An 18,349-nucleotide genomic window follows, 5' to 3' on the forward strand; every position below is an offset into this window, starting at 1 on the left:
CGACCATGACGCTGTTCTGGCGCATCGTTTTGCTGCTGGCGATTTTCGGCAATCTGCTGTTCTTTGCCTGGAGCCAGGGGTATTTCGGCCGTCTCGAGGATGGCCGCGAACCGCTGCGCATCAAGCATCAACTGGCGCCGGAAAAGCTGCGCATCCTGGCGGCGGCGCCAGAGTCGTCCGCTGCTTCCACTGCCCCGGCATCCGCCGCAGCCGCGCCGGCCGATGAGGCGATCTGCCGCCTCGTCGGCGACAATGCGCTGCCCGCCGCCGATGCCCAGCGCCTGTACGAGCGCGTGCAGGGGGAAGCGACTGTCGCCACCGGATTGCAGGCCGTCGTCAAGCCGATCGAATTGCCGCCGCGCTACTGGGTGCATTTCCCGCCGCTGCCCAGCCGGGAGCTTGTCGACAGGAAGCTGCAGGAGTTGAGAAACCTCGGCATTACCGACGCCATGCCCATGCTCGGCGACGGCGACGATCACTTCGCCATTTCGCTGGGCATGTTCTCCACGCCCGAAGCGGCGGAGACGCATCTTGCAGCGATGCAGCGGCGTGGCGTGCGCACGGCCGTGATCGAAAAGCGCGCCCGCACCGCTGCGGGCACCACGGGCAAGGCCCAGGTCGAGGTGCGCGGGCCGCAGGCGCTCGTGCTGCAACGCCTGCCGGAGTTGCTGAATGAGCTGGGTCTGGCCAGGACGCACGTAGCCGACTGTCCCGAGACCAGCGGCCCGACCAAAGACCCGACTCCTCCTGCATCGCCATGAGCCAACCCATCACCCATGACGGCCGCGTGCTCGGCCTGACCGGCGGCATCGGCAGCGGCAAGAGCGCGGTGGCCGCCATCTTCGGCGAGCTGGGCGTGCCGGTGATCGACGTCGATCGCATCGCCCACGAGTTGACGGCGCCGGGCGGCGCGGCCATCGGAGATATCCGCAAGATTTTCGGCGAAGCGCTGATCGGCGCCGACGGCGCGCTCGACCGCGCCGCGATGCGTCGCCTCGTCTTCGGCGACGTTCAGGCCAAGCATAAGCTGGAAGCCATCCTGCATCCGCTGATCGGCATCGAGAGCCAGCGCCGCTGCCGTGCCGCGCTGGCTTCCGCGCCGTATGCCGTGCTCGAAGTGCCGCTGCTGATCGAGTCCGGCACCTACCGCAACCGCGTGGCGCGCATTGCCGTGGTCGACTGCCGCGAGGAGACCCAGATCGAGCGGGTGATCAGCCGCAGCGGCCTGGGCCGGGAAGATGTCCAGCGCATCATGGCCGCGCAGGCCGGTCGCGCCGAACGTCTCGCGGTGGCGGATGACGTCATCGACAACGAGGGTCCGCCGGCGCATTTGCGCCCGCAGATCGAGGCGCTTCATCGCAAATACCTCGACATGCTGGCGGCAAAAAAATCCCTGGCCGGAGGTTGAGGTTTGCCGGAGAATCGTTCAGAATCGCGCAATCCCGTTCTCCCAACTCCCATGGCCGGCGCCTGACGCGTACTTGAAGCGTGATTACCTACGAGTATCCTCTCAACGAACGCATCCGCACCCTGCTGCGTCTTGAGGATCTGTTCGACAAGTTTCAGCACTTTGCCAATTCCGACGCCGCCGAAAATCACCACGTGGCGTTGCTGACGCTGTTCGAGGTGCTCGAAGTCGCCGCGCGCGCCGATCTCAAGTTCGACCTGATCCAGGAGCTCGAACGCCAGCGTCAAACGCTGCTTGGCTTCCGCAACAATCCGGAAATTTCCGAAGAGGCGCTGTCCGGCGCGCTGTATGAAATCGAGCTGTCCAGCGCCCAGATGCTCGCCATGCACGGCAAGATCGGCCAATACCTGCGCGACAACGACTGGCTGATGGCCATCAAGAATCGCGCGGCGATTCCCGGCGGCGTCTGCGAATTCGATCTGCCCGCCTATCACTATTGGCTGCACCGCGATCCGGCCGTCCGGCGCAATGCGCTCAACGACTGGATTGCGCCGATCCTGCCGATCCGCGCCGGCCTGTCCATCGTCCTGCGCCTGCTGCGCGCTTCCGGCCGTCCCGAACAACAGGTTGCCACGCACGGCGCCTTCCAGTTGATGCTGGCCGGGCGCACGGCCTTGATGCTGCGCCTGCGCGTCGACCACAACGCCCCCTTCATCCCGGAAATCAGCGCCAACAAATATGCGCTGAACATCCGTTTCGTCGCGCCCGACGGCGAAGACCACCGCCCGCGGCAATGCGGCGAGAACGTCCATTTCGAGCTGACGTTCTGCAATCTGTAGCGACGCAGCGATGGTGAGCACGCCCGCGACCGCGCCCCGCCTCGTCGCTTGCCCGACCTGCGGCAAGCCATTGCCGTGGAGCGTGGAAAATCCTTATCGGCCGTTCTGCTCGGAACGCTGCAAGTCCATCGATTTCGGCGCCTGGGCGGCCGAGGAATATCGCGTCCCCGAGACTTCCGAGACCGAAGCGGAACTGCCAGGCGAGTCTGAATAGCCTGATCGCCTGATCTGTCCGGCTACCGCCGTTCCCAGGCCGCGCGGATGGCGGCGATGCCGTGGGCACCGCTGTGCCAGGCGGCGGGCAGATCGTCGCTTGACAGGCCGCCAAGCGCATAGACCGGCAGCGGATAGCCCGCCAGCAAGGCAGCGCAAGCCTTCCAGCCGATGCCCGGTTGGCCGGGATGGCTGGCGGTTTCCCCGATTGCGCCGAGCACGGCAAAGTCCAGTTGCAGATGCGCCGCCTGGGCGAGTTCGGCGGCATCGTGGCAGGAGGCGGCGACGAGCGGAAAATCCGGTCGCTGGTCGAGCGGCATCAACTGGGCTGCCGGTAGGTGCAGGCCGTCGGCGCCGCAACGGCGTGCCAGTTCGGCATCGCCATTCACCAGCAGCCGCGCGCCGTGCCGGCGGCACAGGGCGACGGCGCGCATGGCGAACTCATCGCGCTGCGCCGCGTCGAGCAGCGGCTCGCGCAGTTGCACCAGGCGCAGGCCGCGCGCCAGCGCTGCTTCCAGCGCCGCCAACTGCGCCTCGACGCCGATGCCGCGCGGCCCGCCGGCATGGGTGATGGCGTAAACATCCGGCAGCGCCAGCGCCGCGAGGATGGGCGCATTGGCCGGCAGCAGCGGGGCGACATCGACGGCGCCGGGCTGCTGCCAGGCCAGCGCGTCGTGCTGCAGATCGCGCAGCTCGCCCTGCCAGCGCCGCACGCGGAAGAAGTGGAGGCGGACGTGGGCGTGCTCATAGATGAACTCGCGGACCAGCCATGGATCGGCTTGCCCGACGCGGATGCCGAGCTCCTCGTGCAGCTCGCGGATCAGGGCGTCGCGCGGCGTTTCACCGGCTTCGACCTTGCCGCCGGGAAATTCCCAGTAGCCGGCATACACGCTGCCCGGCGGCCGCCGGCCGAGCAGGAAGGCGCCGTCCTCGCGCAGGATGACGGCGGCGGCGACTTCGGTGATTTTCATGCGCTGCCGTCTTCCATCGTGCGCGCTGCGTCCGCTACGTTGCGCCCGGCGAAATCGCGAGCGAATTGCCAGGCCACCCGGCCGCTGCGCGAGCCGCGCGAAAGCGCCCATTGCAGGGCTTCCTGGCGCAGTTGCTCATCCCACTGGTCGATGCCCGATTCGCGCAGCCAGTGCCGGCAGATGGCCAGGTAGTGGTCCTGATCGAAAGGATAGAAGGACAGCCAGAGGCCGAAGCGCTCGGACAGCGAAATCTTTTCCTCGGTGGTTTCGCCGGGATGAATCTCGTCGCCAAGACGGTGCGTGTCGAGATTCTCGCTCATGTATTCCGGCATCAGGTGGCGGCGGTTGGAGGTGGCGTAGATCAGCAGATTTTCCGGCACGCCGGCGATGGAGCCGTCGAGCACGCTTTTCAGCGCCTTGTAGCCGGGATCGCTGGCTTCGAAGGACAGGTCGTCGCTGAAGACGATGAAGCGTTCCGGCCGGCCGGCCACCAGTTCGACGATTTCCGGCAGGTCGATCAGATCCTGCTTGTCCACCTCGATCAGCCGCAGGCCCTGCGCCGCATAGCGATCGAACATGGCCTTGACCAGCGAGGATTTGCCGGTGCCGCGCGCGCCGGTCAGCAGCACGTTGTTGGCGCTGCGTCCGGCGACGAACTGGCGGGTGTTCCGGTCGATGCGCTGCGCCTGTTCATCGATACCCTGCAGGTTGTCGAGGCGAATCCGGTGCGGTCTGGGCACGGCCAGCAGTTGGCCGTGACGCGCATTGCGCGATCCGCGCAGCCAGCGGAAGGCCACGGCGGCATCCCAGTCGGGCGGCGTTGGCGGCGCCGGCAGCAACGCTTCGATGCGCGCCAGCAAATGCTCGGCGCGGGCAAGAAAATCGGCCAGTTCAGTCATGGATGCGTGCTCGATGAGGTAAGCTTGCGGTTTGCGTTTGCGTAGGCAGAGCTCCGAACTCTAGCAGAACCATGTCCCCACGCCCCAGCCGTTTGCTCGTCGTTGCCGCCCTGTCTTTTACTTTGCTGCTTGCCGGTTGCGCCCTGCGTCCCGAGCTTCGGGAGGGCGAATCCGCCGCTTCCGTTTCGCATGCCGCGCCATGTCCAGTGTGCGAAGTCTGTCCGGTTTGCAAGCCGACGATCGTCGAGCCGCCGCCCGCCGCGCCGCCTTTTGCCGCGGCACGCTGGGATGAGTTGCCCAACTGGCCCGGCAGCGATGGCCTGGGGCCGTCCTTCCAGGCTTTCCTCGCTTCCTGCCAACGCCTGACGCGCGAGCCGGCCTGGCAGGCTGCCTGTGCCGCCGCCGGGCAACTCGATGGCCGCGATGAGGCGACGCTGCGCGCTTGGTTCGAAGCGCATCTGCAGCCCTGGCAACTGGTCAATCCGGATGGCAGCCGCAGCGGCCTGATCACCGGCTATTACGAGCCTTTGCTGAAAGCCAGCCGCGTGCGCAAGGCAGCGTACAGATACCCCATCTATGCGGTGCCGGACGACCTGATCGAAGTCGATCTGGCCGGGCTGTATCCCGAGCTCAGGCACATGCGTCTGCGCGGCCGTCTCGAAGGCAACCGGCTGGTGCCCTACTGGTCGCGCGCCGAGTGGGAGCAGCGCCAGGAAAAACAGCGCGACAACCGGGCCAAGGCGCTGGTCTGGGCGGATGATGCGATCGATGTCTTCTTCCTGCAGATCCAGGGCTCGGGCCAGGTACAGCTCGACGATGGCAGCCGCATCCGCGTGGGCTACGCCAACCAGAACGGCCATCCCTATCGTTCCATCGGTCGCTGGCTGCTCGACCAGGGCGAGCTGAAGCCCGGCCAGGCTTCGATGCAGGGCATCCGCAACTGGGTGAAGAACAACCCGGCGCGCGCGCAGGAGCTGCTCGATACCAATCCCAGCTATGTCTTCTTCCGCGAACTGCCGGTGGTCGGCGACGGGCCGCCGGGGGCGATGGGGCTGGCGCTCACCCCCGAACGCAGCATCGCCATCGATCCGCGCATCACGCCGCTGGGCGTACCGGTCTGGCTGGACACGACCTATCCCAACAGTGAGCAGCCACTGACTCGCCTGATGGTGGCGCAGGATACCGGCGGCGCGATCCGCGGCCCGGTGCGCGCCGACTTCTACTGGGGCAGCGGCCAGGCCGCCGGCGCCCAGGCCGGCAAGATGAGCCAGCAGGGGCGCATGTGGGTGCTGTTGCCGAACGGCATGATGCCGCCCGCGTCTGCGCCGACGCGGTGAGCGGCGGGCTGTCCGCTTTTGAAATGCCGAAGTCCGGATCAGAGTTGGCTCGAAAACTGACGGGGCTTCTCCGGCTCCATTAGAATCGGCCAGTCAATATGGCGGGTGTTGCGTGCAGTGGTGCAACGCGTCTTGTGCGAACGCGCAGGCCCGTCGTCAGATTCGTCGTATGAATTTCAGCAAGAGGAAGGATCCGCATCATGACCGTGGTTCTGTGTACCTGGGGCAATATTCTCGAGGGCGGTAGCCAGGAAGCGCTGACGCTGGCGCGCAAGACGGCTGCCGCAGCCAATCTGCCGCTGCATTGGGTAGTGATCGGTGGCGTGGCCAGCGATGCCGCCGCCATTGCCGCCGACTACGGCGTGCAGGGTCTGGACGTCATCAGCGATGCCAAGCTGGCCGACTTCGGCCCGGATGCGCTGGTCGAGGCCCTGGCCCAATACGTTGCCCAGGCCCGGCCGCAGACCATCCTGTTCAATCAGACTTCCGCTGCCCGCCTGATCGCCCCGCGCCTGGCCGGCAAGCTGGGCGTGCCGGTGGCGATGAACGCCTACGCGATCGAAGTGAGCGGTGCCGGCCTGAACGTCACCGCCACGGCTTTCGGCGGCGATACGCACGTCGTCTATCGGCTCGCCGCGCCGGTGAATGTCATCGGCGTCATCACCACTTCCATCGCCGCCGAAGCCGCCGCTTCGGCCAGCAGCCCGGCGCGCCGCGACATCGCGGTGAATCTGGCGAGCATCGATGAGCGCTTCAAGGTCACCGTGCCGGCCAAGGTCGAAGGCCCGCGCCTGGAAGATGCGCAGATCATCGTCTCCGGTGGCCGCGGCCTGGGCAATGCGCAGAACTACGAGCTGGTCAAGCAACTGGCCGACGCCATGGGCGGCATGTGGGGCGGCTCGCGCCTGATCGTCGATGAAGGCTGGATCACTTCGGCCCGTCAGGTCGGCCTGACCGGCAAGATCACCCGTCCGGGCCTCTATCTGGCGGCCGGCATTTCCGGCGCCAGCCAGCACATGGCCGGCTGCTCGGCGGCGAAGACCATCGTCGCCATCAACAAGGATCAGGACGCTTCGATCTACCGCTATGCCCGCTACGGCATCGTCGCCGACGCGGTGGAAGTGCTGCCCGAACTGATCAAGCTGGCCAAGGCTTCCTAGCCGACCGCCTGCGGATCCCCTCCCGGCCCGCCTGCATCCGTACAGGCGGGATCACCGAGTCGCCCGGCGGCTCTTACAACATGGAGTGAAAGCAAATGAGTGAAACCCGCGTCCCCTGCGTAGCAGGGTTGTTCACGGAAGAAGGCGGCGCCAAGATCCATGGCTCCAAGTGCACGACCTGCGGCACGCCCTACTTCCCGAAGAAAGCCGCCTGTCACAACCCGAACTGCAGCGAGTCGAAGATCGTCGATTGCGATTTCGGCGGCCAGGGCGTGATCTGGAGCTATTCGGTGGCCGACTTCGCGCCGCCGGCCCCGCACAAGCACGACAAGCCGTTCAAGCCCTATGTGATCGGCGTCATCGACATGGAGAACGGCCTGCGCCTGGTCGGCCAGATGGTCGATCCGCTGGAAAAAGTCTCCGTCGGCGCCAAGGTCGAACTGGTCGTCGATGCCCTGTACCACGAGGAGGACAAGACGTTCACCTCCTGGAAGTTCAAACTGGTCTAACGAGAAGCGAGGAGAAAGAACATGCAAGAAGTCGCAGTATTGGGCGTAGGCCTCCACCGCTTCGGCAAGACCGGCGATGACATCGTCGGCACCAAGTCCGTCACCGAACTGTGCCGCGTGGCCGTCGATCAGGCGCTGAAGGACGCCGGCGTGTCCTGGAAGCAGATCCAGGCCGTCGCCGCCGCCAGTTCGCGCTTTTCGGGCGGCAAGGGCTGGGGCCTCAACGGCAACGACGTGGTCGAGGATCTCGGCTCCACCGGCATCCCGGTCTACAACATGTCGGCCGGCTGCGCCGCCGGCGGCAATGCCTTCAACGTCGGCTACTCGCTGGTGGCCGGCGGTGTGTACGACATGGTGCTGGTGGTCGGCGGCGAAGTCATGCCCAAGGGCATGATCCAGACCTCCGGCCTCGAAGATCCGAATGACCCCGAATTCCTCCGCCAGCGCTGCATCGGCTTCCCCGGCCCGTCGTTCTGGGCCACGCTGGCTCGCCGCCGCATGGCCGACTACGGCACCACCGAGGAGCAGTACGCCAAGGTCACCGTCAAGGCGCGCAAGTGCTCGGTCGGCAACCCGTATGCGCGTTTCCAGAAGGAAATCACCCTGGAAGACGTGCTGAAGTCGCCCTACGTCAGCAACCCGCTGCGTCTGTTCGAGATCTGCCCGGTCTCCAACGGTGCCGCCGCGGCGGTGATCTGCTCGAAGGAAATGGCGAAGAAATTCACCAACAATCCGCCGGTCTGGGTCGCCTCCAGCGCCGTCGCCACGATGACTTTCGACGACGCCCTGCCGCGCGGCCTGGCCGGCCCGGTGCCCACGGGCCACAGCTACCACACCGAAGCCAAGGCGGCGGTGCAGAAGGCGTTCGAGAAGGCCGGCATCGGTCCCAAGGACATCAGCTTCACCGAACTGCAGGACAACACCTGCTATTACGAACTGGCCTTCCCCGAAGAATGGGGCCTGTGCCAGCCGGGCGAAGCCGAGAAACTGCTGGAAGCCGGCGAAACCATGCCGACCGGCAAGATGCCGATCAATCCCTCGGGCGGCTTCGTCTCCTTCGGCGAAGCCACCACCGCCATGGGCGTGTTCCAGATCGCCGAGTTGACCTGGCAATTGCGCGGCCAGTCGGGCGCGCGCCAGGTGCCCAATGCCAAGGTCGGCCTGGCGCAGACGCTGGGCCTGGGCGGTAACGCCACGGCGGCGATTCTCAAGCGCTGATACCGAAGCGCGGCAGTCCGCCGAAAATGCGCTCCGGCTTCGGTCGGGGCGCATTTTTTTTTCGGCTGAAAATAGGGTTTGGGGTTGGCAGGCTTCTTGCACTTCAGACCATGACCAGCGCGCGCCGGCAATCCCTGCCGCGGCGTCATGACACGCAAGGAGCGCCCCATGAGCATCACCGCCGCCACGACACAGAACCCGCTCACGCTGAACCAGCGCATGACCTGGCGCCAGACGCCGGACGAAAGATTTTTCACGGCCTATGTGCAGGCTTTTGCCGGCTATGCGGCCGCTGCGGAAAATACGGCCGCCAGCGCAACCGATGCCGCTGCTGCCGCGCCGGTGGCCGAGCGCCTGCTGGCCGTGGCCGATCTGCTCGGTGAAGTCCACACCGCGCTTTCCGCGCGGCGCGGCGTCGGCAGCGCGGATCAGGCCGCCTATGCGGAAATTCTCAACCGCGCCTACGCCGGCGGCGGCATGGCCGACCCTGCGGGTTTTCTCGCGTCGCTCACGCCTGCCGAACTGGCCGTCGTTCAGCGCAATCACTGCCTGGCCGAGCGCATCGATCCTGCGCGCCTGAGCCGCGAGGGTGCTTGCAACCTGTTGCTGCCCGAAGGCTGGCGTGTCGACCTCGACAAGAATGATCTCGTCGAAGTCGGCGCCGCGCGTCTCGTCCAGTTTCCGCCTCTCGACGCGCCGGCGGAATTTCTCGACGCCTGGCGCGTGGCCACGCAGGACATGAATGAAATGGATATCTCCACTTACGGCTTGAAAATGTTCATCGGCATGCACACGCTCGGCGAGCAGCCGCTGCGCCGCATGCCGGCCGAGGCGATGGCTAGCTATCGCCAGCTCGTCGCCGCTTTTCTCGACATGCTCGAACATTTCCGCAGCCAGCTTTCCGCCGAACAATACGCACGTGACCAGGCGTTCTTCGGCCGGCTGCAGGCGCTGCTCGGCTGACGGCCGCGCCACGGGAATGCTGTCGTTTCTGCCGCCGGCATCTGTAGCGGAAAACATTGCAAATTCCAGCAAAAACGGCCAGAATCGCCCGTTCGAGAATCTCGGCCAGAGGGTGATCTGGCGCGCGTATACGATACGTACACCGTGCCTGTACCGTGCCCCCGGCAACGGCAACATGGCCGTTGCACAGGCCCACCCGGCCACTTGGCCACCCGGCCGCCAAGTCACCGACCATAATTCCACCGAACATCATCAAAAGAAAGGCGAAGCACATGGCAACCGATAATCGCGACAAGCTGGTCAAACCCGATTTCCTGACCGAAGAACAATTTCAGGGCCTGCTCGATGCCACCAACTCGCTGGATCGTGTCCGTGGCGACGCCAAGGCGGATGTCGAGCGCTACCGCGCCAATCCCGAAGGCTGGTCCACCGGCAAAGGCTCGCCCTCGGGCCTGCCCACCCTGCTGCTGACCGTTACCGGCCGCAAGTCGGGCGAGCAGCGCACCACGCCGCTGGTCTTCCTGCAGTGGGGCGAGCACATGGTGGTCGTCGGTTCACTGGCCGGCTACGATCAGGATCCGACTTGGTATGTGAACATGAAGACCAACCGCACCTGCTGGGTGCAGAAGGATCATGACAAATACGTTTGCATCGGCCGCGATGTTACCGACGAGGAGCGTGCCGCCCTGTGGCCTCAGCTCGATCAGGTCTTCCCGGCCTGGGGTTACTTCCAGAAGCAGACCGAGCGCAAGTTTCCGATGGTCAGCCTGGAAATCCAGAAGAAGCTCTGAAGTGCGGTGATTTCAGCCCAGGCCCAGGCTCAGACCTGGGCCTGTCGCTTGTGCGCGATGAGTGTGTCCCCAAGGATGCTGTCATTCCCGCGAAAGCGGGAATCCATGAGCGCCCGAACTGCTGGATCCCCGCCTGCGCGGGGATGACGTCCAATAATCATTGCCCGGCATTTGAATGTCCGCCCCACACCTGGAGAAGAATGCAAAATGGCCAACGTGAACTTTGATCACCTGTTCTCGCCGCTGCAGGTCGGCCCGATGACGGTGCCCAACCGCATCTGCGAAACCACCAATACCATCAACTCGTCGATGGCCCCCGGCCTGATCGACGAACATTTCATCGCCCACCACGGCGCCAAGGCCAAGGGCGGTACCGGCTGGATCGGCAGCGAAACCTGGCTGCTGAATTCCCCCTTCCCGCCCGTGACGCCGCCGGAAATCGGCCTGGCCGTGGGCTTCGGCACGCCGTTCGCCAGCTACCAGAATCCGGCCTTCCTCGAAGGCAAGAAGAAGTTCTGCGAGGAAATCCACAAGCAGGGCGCGGTGGTCGTCGTCCAGTTGACCCATCTGAATGCCGTCTGGGCGCCGTCCGCCGTGCCGGTGATCGGCGCGCAGGATTACACCCCGCATGTGCTCGGCGAAGCCGAAATCCAGGCGCATCTGGACATCTATGCCGATGCCGCCGAAGCCGCGCTGAACTGCGGTGCCGATGGCGTCGAAATCCACTGCGCGCATGAAACGCTGGCCTACAGCTTCCTCTCGCCGGTAACCAACCGCCGTACCGACCAATGGGGCGGTGAGCCTGAGAACCGCATCCGCTTCGCCGTCGAAGCGCTCAAACGCATCCGCGCCCGCGTCGGCGACAAGCTGGCGGTCGGCATCCGCATGGCCGGTATGGAGTTCCGCGAAGGCGGCTACGACAACCTGCAGATGCGCGAAATGCTCTACCTGATCGCCGATACCGGCCTGCTCGACTTCGTGGATCTCGACGTCGGCCACTGCTGGGGCGCGCCGTCCTACGTGCCGAATTCCTATTACGGCCACGGCCAGTTCCGCGACGTCGGCAAGGGCGCGCGCGTCGACCTCGATCCGAAGATCAAGGTGCTGTTCACCGGCCGCATCAACGATCCCGTCGTCGCCGAAGAATTGCTCAAGAACGGCTACTGCGACCTGGTCGGCATGGTGCGCGCCGGCATCGCCGATCCGGAATTCGCCATCAAGGCCAAGGAAGGCCGTCTGGACGAAATCCGCCGCTGCATCGCCTGCACGCGCTGCATCGACGAAGCCTCCGAGCCCGCCACCTTCCCATACACGCCGATGTGCTCGATCAACCCGGTGATCGGCAGCGAACTGCGCTGGGAAGAGCAGTTCAAACCCGCCGCGCAGCAGAAGAACGTCGTCGTCGTCGGCGGCGGCCTGGCCGGCTGCGAAGCCGCGCGCATCGCCGCCAAGCGCGGCCACAAGGTCACCCTGCTGGAAAAGAACAAGCGTTTGGGCGGCCAGTTGCTGATTGCCTCCAAGGTCGCCGGCCGCGATTCCTTCGAAGACCAGATCTATTTCGAGGAAAACGAAATGGTGCGCAGCGGCGTCACCGTCCAGCTCGAAGCCAGCGCCGATTTGGCGGCCATCAAGGCGCTCAAGCCGGATGCCGTGGTGATTGCCACGGGTTCGTTGCCGCGCGTGCCGCATGATGTCGAAGGGCTCGACCAGCCGCACGTCGTGCAGGGCTGGGACGTCATGGCCGGCAAGGCGCAGACCGGCCAGCGTGTGGCCGTCATCTCGCAGGAAGATTATTACGAGACGCCCTGCGTGGCCGAGTTTCTTGCCGCCCAAGGCAAGCAGGTCACGGTGTTCCACAAGTCCGTGCACTTGGGTTCGGAGATCGCCCGCTATTCCGTCGGCATGGTGCACAAGCGCATGGAAGAGTTCGACATCGCCGTCAAGACCAACCTGGTGTTGAAGAAGATCGACGGCAAGGCCATCGAACTCGCCTCGTCGTGGGGCGGCAAGACCTACCGCGAGGAAGGCTTCGACAGCGTGGTGCTGGTGTACGCCTCGACGCCGCAGTGCGAGCTGTACGACCAGCTCAAGGCCGACGGCAGCGTGCAGGAACTGTACATCGCCGGCGCCGCCTGGCTGCCGCGCCACATGGCCGAATCGACGCGGCATGGGGCGAATGTCGGGCTGACGATCTAATCTACGACTGAAGTCCTTCCCGGCCCGTTGCTTCATTCAAATGAATGGAGCAGCGGGCCGCGTCGTATCTGTTATCTGTATCCATGGTATCCACTAGGTTCAGGCGATCGTCATGAAGTCTGTTACCTTGCGCAGCAAGGATCAGATCGATATTGATGAACTAAGGAAAATCCAGCAAGAGATGACGCCGTGAGTCTGAGTGCCGAAGAAAACTACCGCCTGCTCTGCGAAATCGAAGCCAATCGCGCCATGCTGCTGCAGGCTTATCGGCAGCTCACCTGCTGGCCCATGCCGAAGAGCGGATACGGCGGATATTTCCTCATGGCGCGATTGAGCAGGCCATGAGGGAAAACCACGGCAGCGAGCAAGTTCTGCCGAATTCGTGATCAGTCTGCGTCTGCCGCTGGCGGGTTCTGGTTTGGATCACGGATTTTCAAGCGCAGCACCACGATCAATCCCGTGACGATGGCCATGGCGACCACGGCCTGCAGCCAGGGGTTGCCGGCGAGAAACCAGACCGAGAAACTGCCGGTCAACAGCATCGAGATCAGGGCGACATTGCGGATGCGGCGCGAAATCGTTCGCTGTTCTTCCCAGGCGCGCAGTGTCGGTCCGAAGCTGGGATGTTGCAGCAGCCAGCGATGGGCGCGCGGCGAGGCGCGCACGAAGCAGGCGGCGGACAGGAGCACGAAGGGCGTGGTCGGCAGGCCGGGCAGGGCGATGCCGATGATGCCGAGGGCCAGGAAAACCGCGCCGCAGATCCAGAGCAGGGCGCGCAGCAGGGAAGAGCGGTGCAGGCGATGATCGCGATGATCGGACATGAGATACGGAAAAAGTCGGGCAGGTCAGTGACAGTTGGCGGTTGGTCGTCGATGCTCGCCCCAGCCTGTTCCGCGCATATTGCCAGAGTGTCCGCCGCAGGGGGACGGTGATGGCAATCGGTTTTCCCTTTCCGGGCGACCGGTAGAATCCACCACATGGAAATCCTGCTGCTGATACTTGCCGTGCTGACGATACTCGGCGGCATCGCCGGTACCATCGTGCCCCTGCTGCCGGGCACGCCGCTGGTGTTTGCCGGGCTGTGGCTGCTGGCTTTTCTCGACGGCTATGCGCATGTCGGCGCGGGAACGTTGTGGCTGCTGGGCCTGCTTGCCCTGCTCGCCTTTGCGGTGGATCATCTGGCGGCGGTCATGGGCGTGCAGCGCGCCGGGGCGAGCCGGCAGGCGATCATCGGCGCCTTGGTCGGCGGCTTGCTGGGTTTTCTCGGCGGCTTGCCGGGCATCATCATCGGTCCGGTGATCGGGGCCATGCTGGGCGAGTGGCTGGCCGGCCGCAGTCACGGCCAGGCTGCTCGCGTCGGTACGGCGGCGGGGCTTTCCTTCATCGTTGCCGTGGCGCTCAAGCTGGGCATCGTGATGGCGATGCTCGGGGCGTTTGCCCTGATGTGGTGGCTGTAGCCGGCAATCAAGACGCAGCAGGATACGGTGATTCAGCCTTTCAGCTTCAGCAACAGTTCGATCAGCGCGAAAGCGCGTTTGCCATAGGGTGGCTGGAACAGCATCTGGACTGCCGAAACCGGCCCTTGGTAGAACACCGGCCGCAGCTTGGAGAAGGTCATGAAGCCTTCGCGACCGTGGTAGTGACCCATGCCGCTGGCGCCCACGCCGCCGAAGGGCAGGTCGTGCTGGCCGACATGCAGCAGCGCGTCATTCACCGAGACGCCGCCCGACATGATGCGGCGAAGGTACCAGTCCTGCAGCTTCCGGTCATGGGTGAAGGGGTAGAAAGCCAATGGGCGCGGGTGCGCATTCACGTAATCGACGACTTCCTGCGGCTGCCGGTAGGTCTTGATCGGCAGGATGGGGCCGAAGATTTCACGCTGCATCAGCTCCATTTCATCGCTGACGTCGAGCACCAGATGCGGCACGAACTTGCGCGCGCCGGCCGCCGGCGTTTGCGCGGGCGCCAGGTTGATCAGGCGCGCGCCTTTCGCCTCCGCGTCCGCCAGCGCGGCGGTCAGGCGCTGGTAGGCGGGTTCGTCGATGATGGCGGTGTAGTCCGGGCTGTCGAGATCGGGATAGCGCGCGGCCACCAGACGCTGCGCCTGGGCGATGAATTCATCCACCTTGCCTGCGGGCAGGAACAGGTAGTCGACCGTGGTGCAGATCTGTCCGGCATTCAGCAGCTTGACCCAGAGGATGCGCTCGGCGGCGGTCTTGAGCGGAAAGTCCGGCGCGACCACGGCGGGCGATTTGCCGCCCAGCTCCAGGGTGACGGGCGTGAGGTTCTGCGCGGCGTTCGCCATGACCGCCTGCCCGGTGCGGCTGGAGCCGGTAAACAGCAGATGGTCGAAAGGCAGTTGCGAAAAGGCCGGGCCGAGCGTGCCGCCGCCATCGTCAACGAAGAACGTCAGTTTGTCTGCGGGAAAATAGTTCGGACTCAGTTCGGCCAGCAGGCGGGCCAGATGCTGCGAGTTTTCCGACATTTTCACCATCGCCCGGTTGCCGGCGGCGAAGATGGCGATCAGCGGGCCGATGGACAGCAGCAGCGGAAAGTTCCACGGCACGATGACGCCGACGACGCCCAGCGGCTGCGGGATCAGCCGGTTGCGCGCGCCGGGGTAGGTGAGCAGATCGGCGTGGCGACGTTGCGGCTTCATCCACTTGCGCAAATGCCGGCGCGTGTCCTTGATTTCGTCGAGGGCAACGAAGAATTCGACGAACAGCGTCTCGAAATGCGAACGGTTGCCGTAATCCCGGTTGATCGCCTCGATCAGCGCCGCGCGGTTTTCCTTCAGCAGGCGCGCCAGTTGGTCGAGATCGGCGCGCCGGGTGGCGTAATCCGGTTCCGGATCGGCCAGATAGGCGGTTCTCTGGTGTTCAAGACAGGTTTTCAAATCGGCGGGAAGCTGAGACATGGCATACCTCGCGGAGCAGGCGGGAAACAGGATGAAAATCCGGCGCAATGAGCACGTGTCGAGCATCGCATGCTAACGCATAAAGCGGCATGCCGGAAGCCATGGGCGCTATGGGCGGCGTGTGATTTGCTGTGAGCAGGGATGACCGGCGGATGCGCAATCGGTTATCCTGAGCGGCTCCACATCGACGCGGGGCAGGCTGCTGCGCAGCGCTTTTTCTATCATGACGAACAAATCGCAAGTCCGCTCCGGCAGACGTCGGCGCAAGCTGGGCATTGCCCTGGGCGGTGGCTCGGCGCGCGGCTGGGCGCATATCGGCGTCCTGCGGGCGCTGGAAGAATTGGGCGTGCGCCCCGATCTGGTCTGCGGCACGTCGATCGGCGCACTGGTGGGTGCTGCCTATGCGGTGGGCGAACTCGATCGCCTGGAAGACTGGGTGCGCGGCATGGGCGTGGGCGATGTCCTGCGCTTCCTGGATTTTCGTCTGTCGGCGGGGTTGCTCAAGGGCGAGCGCCTGACGCAATACTTGCGCGACAACTTCAGCGACCTGCCGATCGAAGACATGCCCATGCCGTTTGCCGCGGTGGCGACGGCCTTGTCGACGGGTGCGGAAATCTGGCTGCGTGAAGGCTCGACCATGGATGCGGTGCGCGCCTCGATTGCCTTGCCGGGCATCTTCACGCCGATCATGAGCGAAGGCCGGGTGCTGGTGGATGGCGGGTTGGTGAATCCCGTGCCGGTATCGCTGGCGCGCGCGATGGGGGCCGACGTGGTGATTGCCGTGGATCTCAACAGCGATGTGCTGGGCCGCTATCTGAATGTGAATGGACCAGCGGCGGATGAAGCCGATGAAATACAGGATGCGATGGCGGCAACGATGGCAACCGAGGCAATCGAGGATGAGCCATCCGACAACGACGATGCGGGCTTTGTCCGGCGGCTGAAGTCCGGCCTGGACAATCTATTGGCGGAGCGTGCCGCCAGCAAGTCCGAAATGCCATCGATGTTCAGCGTGCTGGCTTCCAGCCTGAACATCATGCAGGTGCGCATTTCGCGCAGCCGCATGGCCGGCGATCCGCCGGACGCCTTGATCACTCCCCGGCTTGGCCATATGTCGCTGTACGATTTTCATCGTGGCGCGGAAGCCATCGAAGAAGGCCGTCGCGCGGCCATTGCGGCCCTGCCCCAATTCGTACCGCTGGGTCTGACGCATCAACCGGCAGACTGAAAGGTGAATGGCGGGTGGTGGGCTGTGGGCTCGGCAAGAAAACAAACAAGAAGAACGCAACAAGAAAAACGCCCCGGCCTGTGAAGGTCCGGGGCGCAGGTCTTGCAGGTATCCGCGGTTGATCGTTGGATCGTTGATCAGTAACCGCTGACCTTCATGTTGTCGGTCGAGTAGAACTCGACCTTGGCGTACTCGGCGCCCGGCTGGTCGATGACCAGATGCTTGTCCTTGCCCTGCAGCAGATCGAAGGCCGTGTAGGTGCCGGAAATCAGATCGTGGTAGAAGGCGCTGCCCTGGGCGAACACCTTCGGGCCGGGGGCGTAGAAGTTGTTGATCCAGTTGTAGCGCCACAGATTGCCCTGGGCATCGTAGATGTCGGACATCACGTACAGCCAGGTGTCCTCGTCGGCATACAGCACGCGGGTCGGATAGAGGTGGCGGTAGCCTTCCTTCAGCTTGCCTTCCAGCACATGCACGCGATGCAGTTCCCAGCGCACGAAGTCGGGATTCTCATGGCCGGGCTTGAGCAGGTTGGCGTACTTGTTCTCACCCGCCGCCTTGCCTTCGAGCTTGAAGTTGTTGTATGGGATGTACATCTCCTTCTTGCCCACCAGCTTCCAGTTGTAACGCTCGGCCGAACCGTTGTACATGCGCACTTCATCGACGGTCACGGTGTTGGAGGTCGAAGGAATCGGGCTGTCGAAGCCGAAGCCCGGCGCCTGACGCACGCGACGCACCGCCGGGATGTACTGCCAGGCCAGACGGGCGCCTTCTTCCATGGTGAAGTTGTCCATGGTCTTGACGACGGAGCCCTTGTCGCGCAGCGGCATCAGGGTGAGGAGACGCGTATGCGCCGAGATGCCCTCATGCGGCTTGCCGCGCAGCGCGGGGTCGTTGCGGCGGCAGTACTGCCACATCTGCTGCTGGCCCCAGGTGATGTTGCCGTTCGGATAGACCACGGCGGCATCCTCGTCGCGGAACTCGACGTTGACGATGGTCGGGAACATGCCGTTCCACACCGCCTCAAGCCCGGATTTCGGGAAGGGGAAGGGAATCACGCCCATGCCGTAATTGTTGAGCGTCTTGCCATTGGCGCCAAGCTCGGTCGTGGCGCCGTTCTTGGCAACCGTGGTGCAGACTGAATCCTCCATGCGGAAATCGCGATGCGAGGGATAGACGTGCATCTTGTAGGTGTTCGGGTACTTCTTGAACATCGCCTGCTGGCCGGGCGAGAGCTTGTCGGCGTATTGCGCCAGGTTCTGCGCGGTGATGGTGAACAGCGGCTTCTCGTTGGCATACGGGTCGATCGGATGCTTGCCGATTTCGGTGGTCATGCCGGGGCCCGGGCCGAGCCACTTGCCGGTGAATTCAGCCACGCCGCTGGCCGAGCCAGCTTTTTCGGCACCCATGCAGGTCAGGTCCTTGCCCAGCCGGGCGAGCTCTTCCGGCGTTGCCTTGGCATGGACGGTACCGGCGGCACCCAGCATGGCGGCTACGGAAACTGCGATTTTCAGATACTTGAATTCCATTGTTACTCCCCCGACTTGATTTTGTTGCTTATAAGAAAACAGAAGGAACCAATCTCTTCCCTTGCCAAAGGGCTTCAGCGCTGCTGAACGCATAGAGAGGCACTGGCGTGCCGGATGCCGAAGCTGGCAAGAAAATTATAGCCACAAAAAATTGACCAAGTGAGTAATTTC

The 18,349-nt window shown here is 64.4% G+C and carries 20 protein-coding genes; 15 read left to right on the forward strand and 5 right to left on the reverse strand.

The window, feature by feature from the left end:
- Positions 1–5 precede the first annotated feature (5 nt).
- From SDENCHOL_RS03340 to SDENCHOL_RS03355, 4 genes are all read left to right on the forward strand, one after another.
- A complete protein-coding gene (locus tag SDENCHOL_RS03340; protein WP_154716051.1) occupies positions 6–761 on the forward strand; it encodes an SPOR domain-containing protein in 756 nt (251 codons plus the stop codon).
- Positions 758–1,408 (forward strand): dephospho-CoA kinase, encoded by a 651-nt coding sequence (coaE, locus tag SDENCHOL_RS03345; protein WP_154716052.1) that lies wholly within the window; start codon positions 758–760, stop codon positions 1,406–1,408. The genes SDENCHOL_RS03340 and coaE overlap by 4 nt, the downstream gene beginning before the upstream one ends.
- A gap of 80 nt (positions 1,409–1,488) precedes the next feature.
- Positions 1,489–2,247 carry a cell division protein ZapD gene (gene zapD, locus SDENCHOL_RS03350; RefSeq protein WP_154716053.1) on the forward strand — a complete coding sequence of 253 codons (759 nt, stop codon included), beginning with the start codon at positions 1,489–1,491 and terminating at the stop codon, positions 2,245–2,247.
- Positions 2,248–2,257: 10 nt separating this feature from the next.
- Positions 2,258–2,461: a DNA gyrase inhibitor YacG gene (locus SDENCHOL_RS03355; RefSeq protein WP_154716054.1), complete on the forward strand. Its 204-nt coding sequence runs from the start codon at positions 2,258–2,260 to the stop codon at positions 2,459–2,461.
- A gap of 22 nt (positions 2,462–2,483) precedes the next feature.
- Here SDENCHOL_RS03355 and SDENCHOL_RS03360 read toward each other — a convergent pair whose 3' ends face one another.
- Both SDENCHOL_RS03360 and SDENCHOL_RS03365 read right to left on the reverse strand, forming a co-directional pair.
- Positions 2,484–3,431: a Nudix family hydrolase gene (locus tag SDENCHOL_RS03360; protein WP_154716055.1), complete on the reverse strand. Its 948-nt coding sequence runs from the start codon at positions 3,429–3,431 to the stop codon at positions 2,484–2,486.
- Entirely contained in the window at positions 3,428–4,330 is a 903-nt protein-coding gene (locus SDENCHOL_RS03365; protein ID WP_154716056.1) for an ATP-binding protein, read from the reverse strand. The genes SDENCHOL_RS03360 and SDENCHOL_RS03365 overlap by 4 nt, the downstream gene beginning before the upstream one ends.
- Before the next feature lie 71 nt (positions 4,331–4,401).
- Here SDENCHOL_RS03365 and SDENCHOL_RS03370 point away from each other — a divergent pair, with 71 nt between their 5' ends.
- The 9 genes from SDENCHOL_RS03370 to SDENCHOL_RS03410 all read left to right on the forward strand — a co-directional run bounded on the left by SDENCHOL_RS03370 (position 4,402) and on the right by SDENCHOL_RS03410 (position 12,849).
- Positions 4,402–5,667, forward strand: coding sequence for a murein transglycosylase A (locus SDENCHOL_RS03370; RefSeq protein ID WP_154716057.1), 1,266 nt, complete (start codon positions 4,402–4,404; stop codon positions 5,665–5,667).
- Positions 5,668–5,867: 200 nt separating this feature from the next.
- On the forward strand, positions 5,868–6,827 hold the full coding sequence (locus SDENCHOL_RS03375) for an electron transfer flavoprotein subunit alpha/FixB family protein (RefSeq protein WP_154716058.1): 960 nt from the start codon (positions 5,868–5,870) through the stop codon (positions 6,825–6,827).
- A gap of 95 nt (positions 6,828–6,922) precedes the next feature.
- The gene (locus SDENCHOL_RS03380; RefSeq protein ID WP_154716059.1) at positions 6,923–7,336 is read left to right on the forward strand and encodes a Zn-ribbon domain-containing OB-fold protein; all 414 of its coding nucleotides are present in this window, start codon (positions 6,923–6,925) and stop codon (positions 7,334–7,336) included.
- Positions 7,337–7,357: 21 nt separating this feature from the next.
- Positions 7,358–8,554 (forward strand): thiolase C-terminal domain-containing protein, encoded by a 1,197-nt coding sequence (locus tag SDENCHOL_RS03385; protein ID WP_154716060.1) that lies wholly within the window; start codon positions 7,358–7,360, stop codon positions 8,552–8,554.
- 168 nt (positions 8,555–8,722) lie between these two features.
- Positions 8,723–9,517: a hypothetical protein gene (locus SDENCHOL_RS03390; RefSeq protein WP_154716061.1), complete on the forward strand. Its 795-nt coding sequence runs from the start codon at positions 8,723–8,725 to the stop codon at positions 9,515–9,517.
- Positions 9,518–9,533: 16 nt separating this feature from the next.
- Positions 9,534–9,803 (forward strand): hypothetical protein, encoded by a 270-nt coding sequence (locus SDENCHOL_RS03395; RefSeq protein WP_154716062.1) that lies wholly within the window; start codon positions 9,534–9,536, stop codon positions 9,801–9,803.
- Positions 9,790–10,308, forward strand: a complete 519-nt coding sequence (locus SDENCHOL_RS03400; RefSeq protein ID WP_154716063.1) for a nitroreductase/quinone reductase family protein — start codon at positions 9,790–9,792, stop codon at positions 10,306–10,308. The genes SDENCHOL_RS03395 and SDENCHOL_RS03400 overlap by 14 nt, the downstream gene beginning before the upstream one ends.
- Before the next feature lie 207 nt (positions 10,309–10,515).
- Complete coding sequence (locus tag SDENCHOL_RS03405) at positions 10,516–12,504, forward strand: FAD-dependent oxidoreductase (protein WP_154716064.1); 1,989 nt, start codon at positions 10,516–10,518, stop codon at positions 12,502–12,504.
- Between the two features lie 189 nt (positions 12,505–12,693).
- Positions 12,694–12,849: a hypothetical protein gene (locus SDENCHOL_RS03410; RefSeq protein WP_154716065.1), complete on the forward strand. Its 156-nt coding sequence runs from the start codon at positions 12,694–12,696 to the stop codon at positions 12,847–12,849.
- Positions 12,850–12,890: 41 nt separating this feature from the next.
- Here SDENCHOL_RS03410 and SDENCHOL_RS03415 read toward each other — a convergent pair whose 3' ends face one another.
- A complete protein-coding gene (locus SDENCHOL_RS03415) occupies positions 12,891–13,325 on the reverse strand; it encodes a YbaN family protein (protein ID WP_154716066.1) in 435 nt (144 codons plus the stop codon).
- Positions 13,326–13,481: 156 nt separating this feature from the next.
- Between SDENCHOL_RS03415 and SDENCHOL_RS03420 the strand changes: the two genes are divergently transcribed.
- Complete coding sequence (locus tag SDENCHOL_RS03420; RefSeq protein WP_154716067.1) at positions 13,482–13,961, forward strand: DUF456 domain-containing protein; 480 nt, start codon at positions 13,482–13,484, stop codon at positions 13,959–13,961.
- A 32-nt stretch (positions 13,962–13,993) separates the two neighbouring features.
- Here SDENCHOL_RS03420 and SDENCHOL_RS03425 read toward each other — a convergent pair whose 3' ends face one another.
- Complete coding sequence (locus SDENCHOL_RS03425) at positions 13,994–15,421, reverse strand: coniferyl aldehyde dehydrogenase (RefSeq protein ID WP_154716068.1); 1,428 nt, start codon at positions 15,419–15,421, stop codon at positions 13,994–13,996.
- 223 nt (positions 15,422–15,644) lie between these two features.
- On the opposite strand from SDENCHOL_RS03425, the gene rssA reads away from it, so the two are divergent.
- Entirely contained in the window at positions 15,645–16,649 is a 1,005-nt protein-coding gene (gene rssA / locus SDENCHOL_RS03430) for a patatin-like phospholipase RssA (protein ID WP_154716069.1), read from the forward strand.
- A gap of 137 nt (positions 16,650–16,786) precedes the next feature.
- On the opposite strand, the gene SDENCHOL_RS03435 is transcribed toward rssA, so the two are convergent.
- Complete coding sequence (locus SDENCHOL_RS03435) at positions 16,787–18,178, reverse strand: DUF1329 domain-containing protein (RefSeq protein ID WP_172954983.1); 1,392 nt, start codon at positions 18,176–18,178, stop codon at positions 16,787–16,789.
- Positions 18,179–18,349 lie beyond the last annotated feature (171 nt).

The organism is Sterolibacterium denitrificans, assembly GCF_900174485.1.
GTDB lineage: Bacteria > Pseudomonadota > Gammaproteobacteria > Burkholderiales > Rhodocyclaceae > Sterolibacterium > Sterolibacterium denitrificans.

Bases quoted from the DNA above. Each gene is read 5' to 3' on its own strand.
- SDENCHOL_RS03340 (WP_154716051.1), top strand. From the start codon at position 6: ATGACGCTGTTCTGGCGCATCGTTTTGCTGCTGGCGATTTTCGGCAAT.
- coaE (WP_154716052.1), top strand. From the start codon at position 758: ATGAGCCAACCCATCACCCATGACGGCCGCGTGCTCGGCCTGACCGGC.
- SDENCHOL_RS03355 (WP_154716054.1), top strand. From the start codon at position 2,258: ATGGTGAGCACGCCCGCGACCGCGCCCCGCCTCGTCGCTTGCCCGACC.
- SDENCHOL_RS03360 (WP_154716055.1), bottom strand. From the start codon at position 3,431: ATGAAAATCACCGAAGTCGCCGCCGCCGTCATCCTGCGCGAGGACGGC.
- SDENCHOL_RS03365 (WP_154716056.1), bottom strand. From the start codon at position 4,330: ATGACTGAACTGGCCGATTTTCTTGCCCGCGCCGAGCATTTGCTGGCG.
- SDENCHOL_RS03370 (WP_154716057.1), top strand. From the start codon at position 4,402: ATGTCCCCACGCCCCAGCCGTTTGCTCGTCGTTGCCGCCCTGTCTTTT.
- SDENCHOL_RS03375 (WP_154716058.1), top strand. From the start codon at position 5,868: ATGACCGTGGTTCTGTGTACCTGGGGCAATATTCTCGAGGGCGGTAGC.
- SDENCHOL_RS03380 (WP_154716059.1), top strand. From the start codon at position 6,923: ATGAGTGAAACCCGCGTCCCCTGCGTAGCAGGGTTGTTCACGGAAGAA.
- SDENCHOL_RS03385 (WP_154716060.1), top strand. From the start codon at position 7,358: ATGCAAGAAGTCGCAGTATTGGGCGTAGGCCTCCACCGCTTCGGCAAG.
- SDENCHOL_RS03390 (WP_154716061.1), top strand. From the start codon at position 8,723: ATGAGCATCACCGCCGCCACGACACAGAACCCGCTCACGCTGAACCAG.
- SDENCHOL_RS03395 (WP_154716062.1), top strand. From the start codon at position 9,534: ATGCTGTCGTTTCTGCCGCCGGCATCTGTAGCGGAAAACATTGCAAAT.
- SDENCHOL_RS03400 (WP_154716063.1), top strand. From the start codon at position 9,790: ATGGCAACCGATAATCGCGACAAGCTGGTCAAACCCGATTTCCTGACC.
- SDENCHOL_RS03405 (WP_154716064.1), top strand. From the start codon at position 10,516: ATGGCCAACGTGAACTTTGATCACCTGTTCTCGCCGCTGCAGGTCGGC.
- SDENCHOL_RS03415 (WP_154716066.1), bottom strand. From the start codon at position 13,325: ATGTCCGATCATCGCGATCATCGCCTGCACCGCTCTTCCCTGCTGCGC.
- SDENCHOL_RS03420 (WP_154716067.1), top strand. From the start codon at position 13,482: ATGGAAATCCTGCTGCTGATACTTGCCGTGCTGACGATACTCGGCGGC.
- SDENCHOL_RS03425 (WP_154716068.1), bottom strand. From the start codon at position 15,421: ATGTCTCAGCTTCCCGCCGATTTGAAAACCTGTCTTGAACACCAGAGA.
- rssA (WP_154716069.1), top strand. From the start codon at position 15,645: ATGACGAACAAATCGCAAGTCCGCTCCGGCAGACGTCGGCGCAAGCTG.
- SDENCHOL_RS03435 (WP_172954983.1), bottom strand. From the start codon at position 18,178: ATGGAATTCAAGTATCTGAAAATCGCAGTTTCCGTAGCCGCCATGCTG.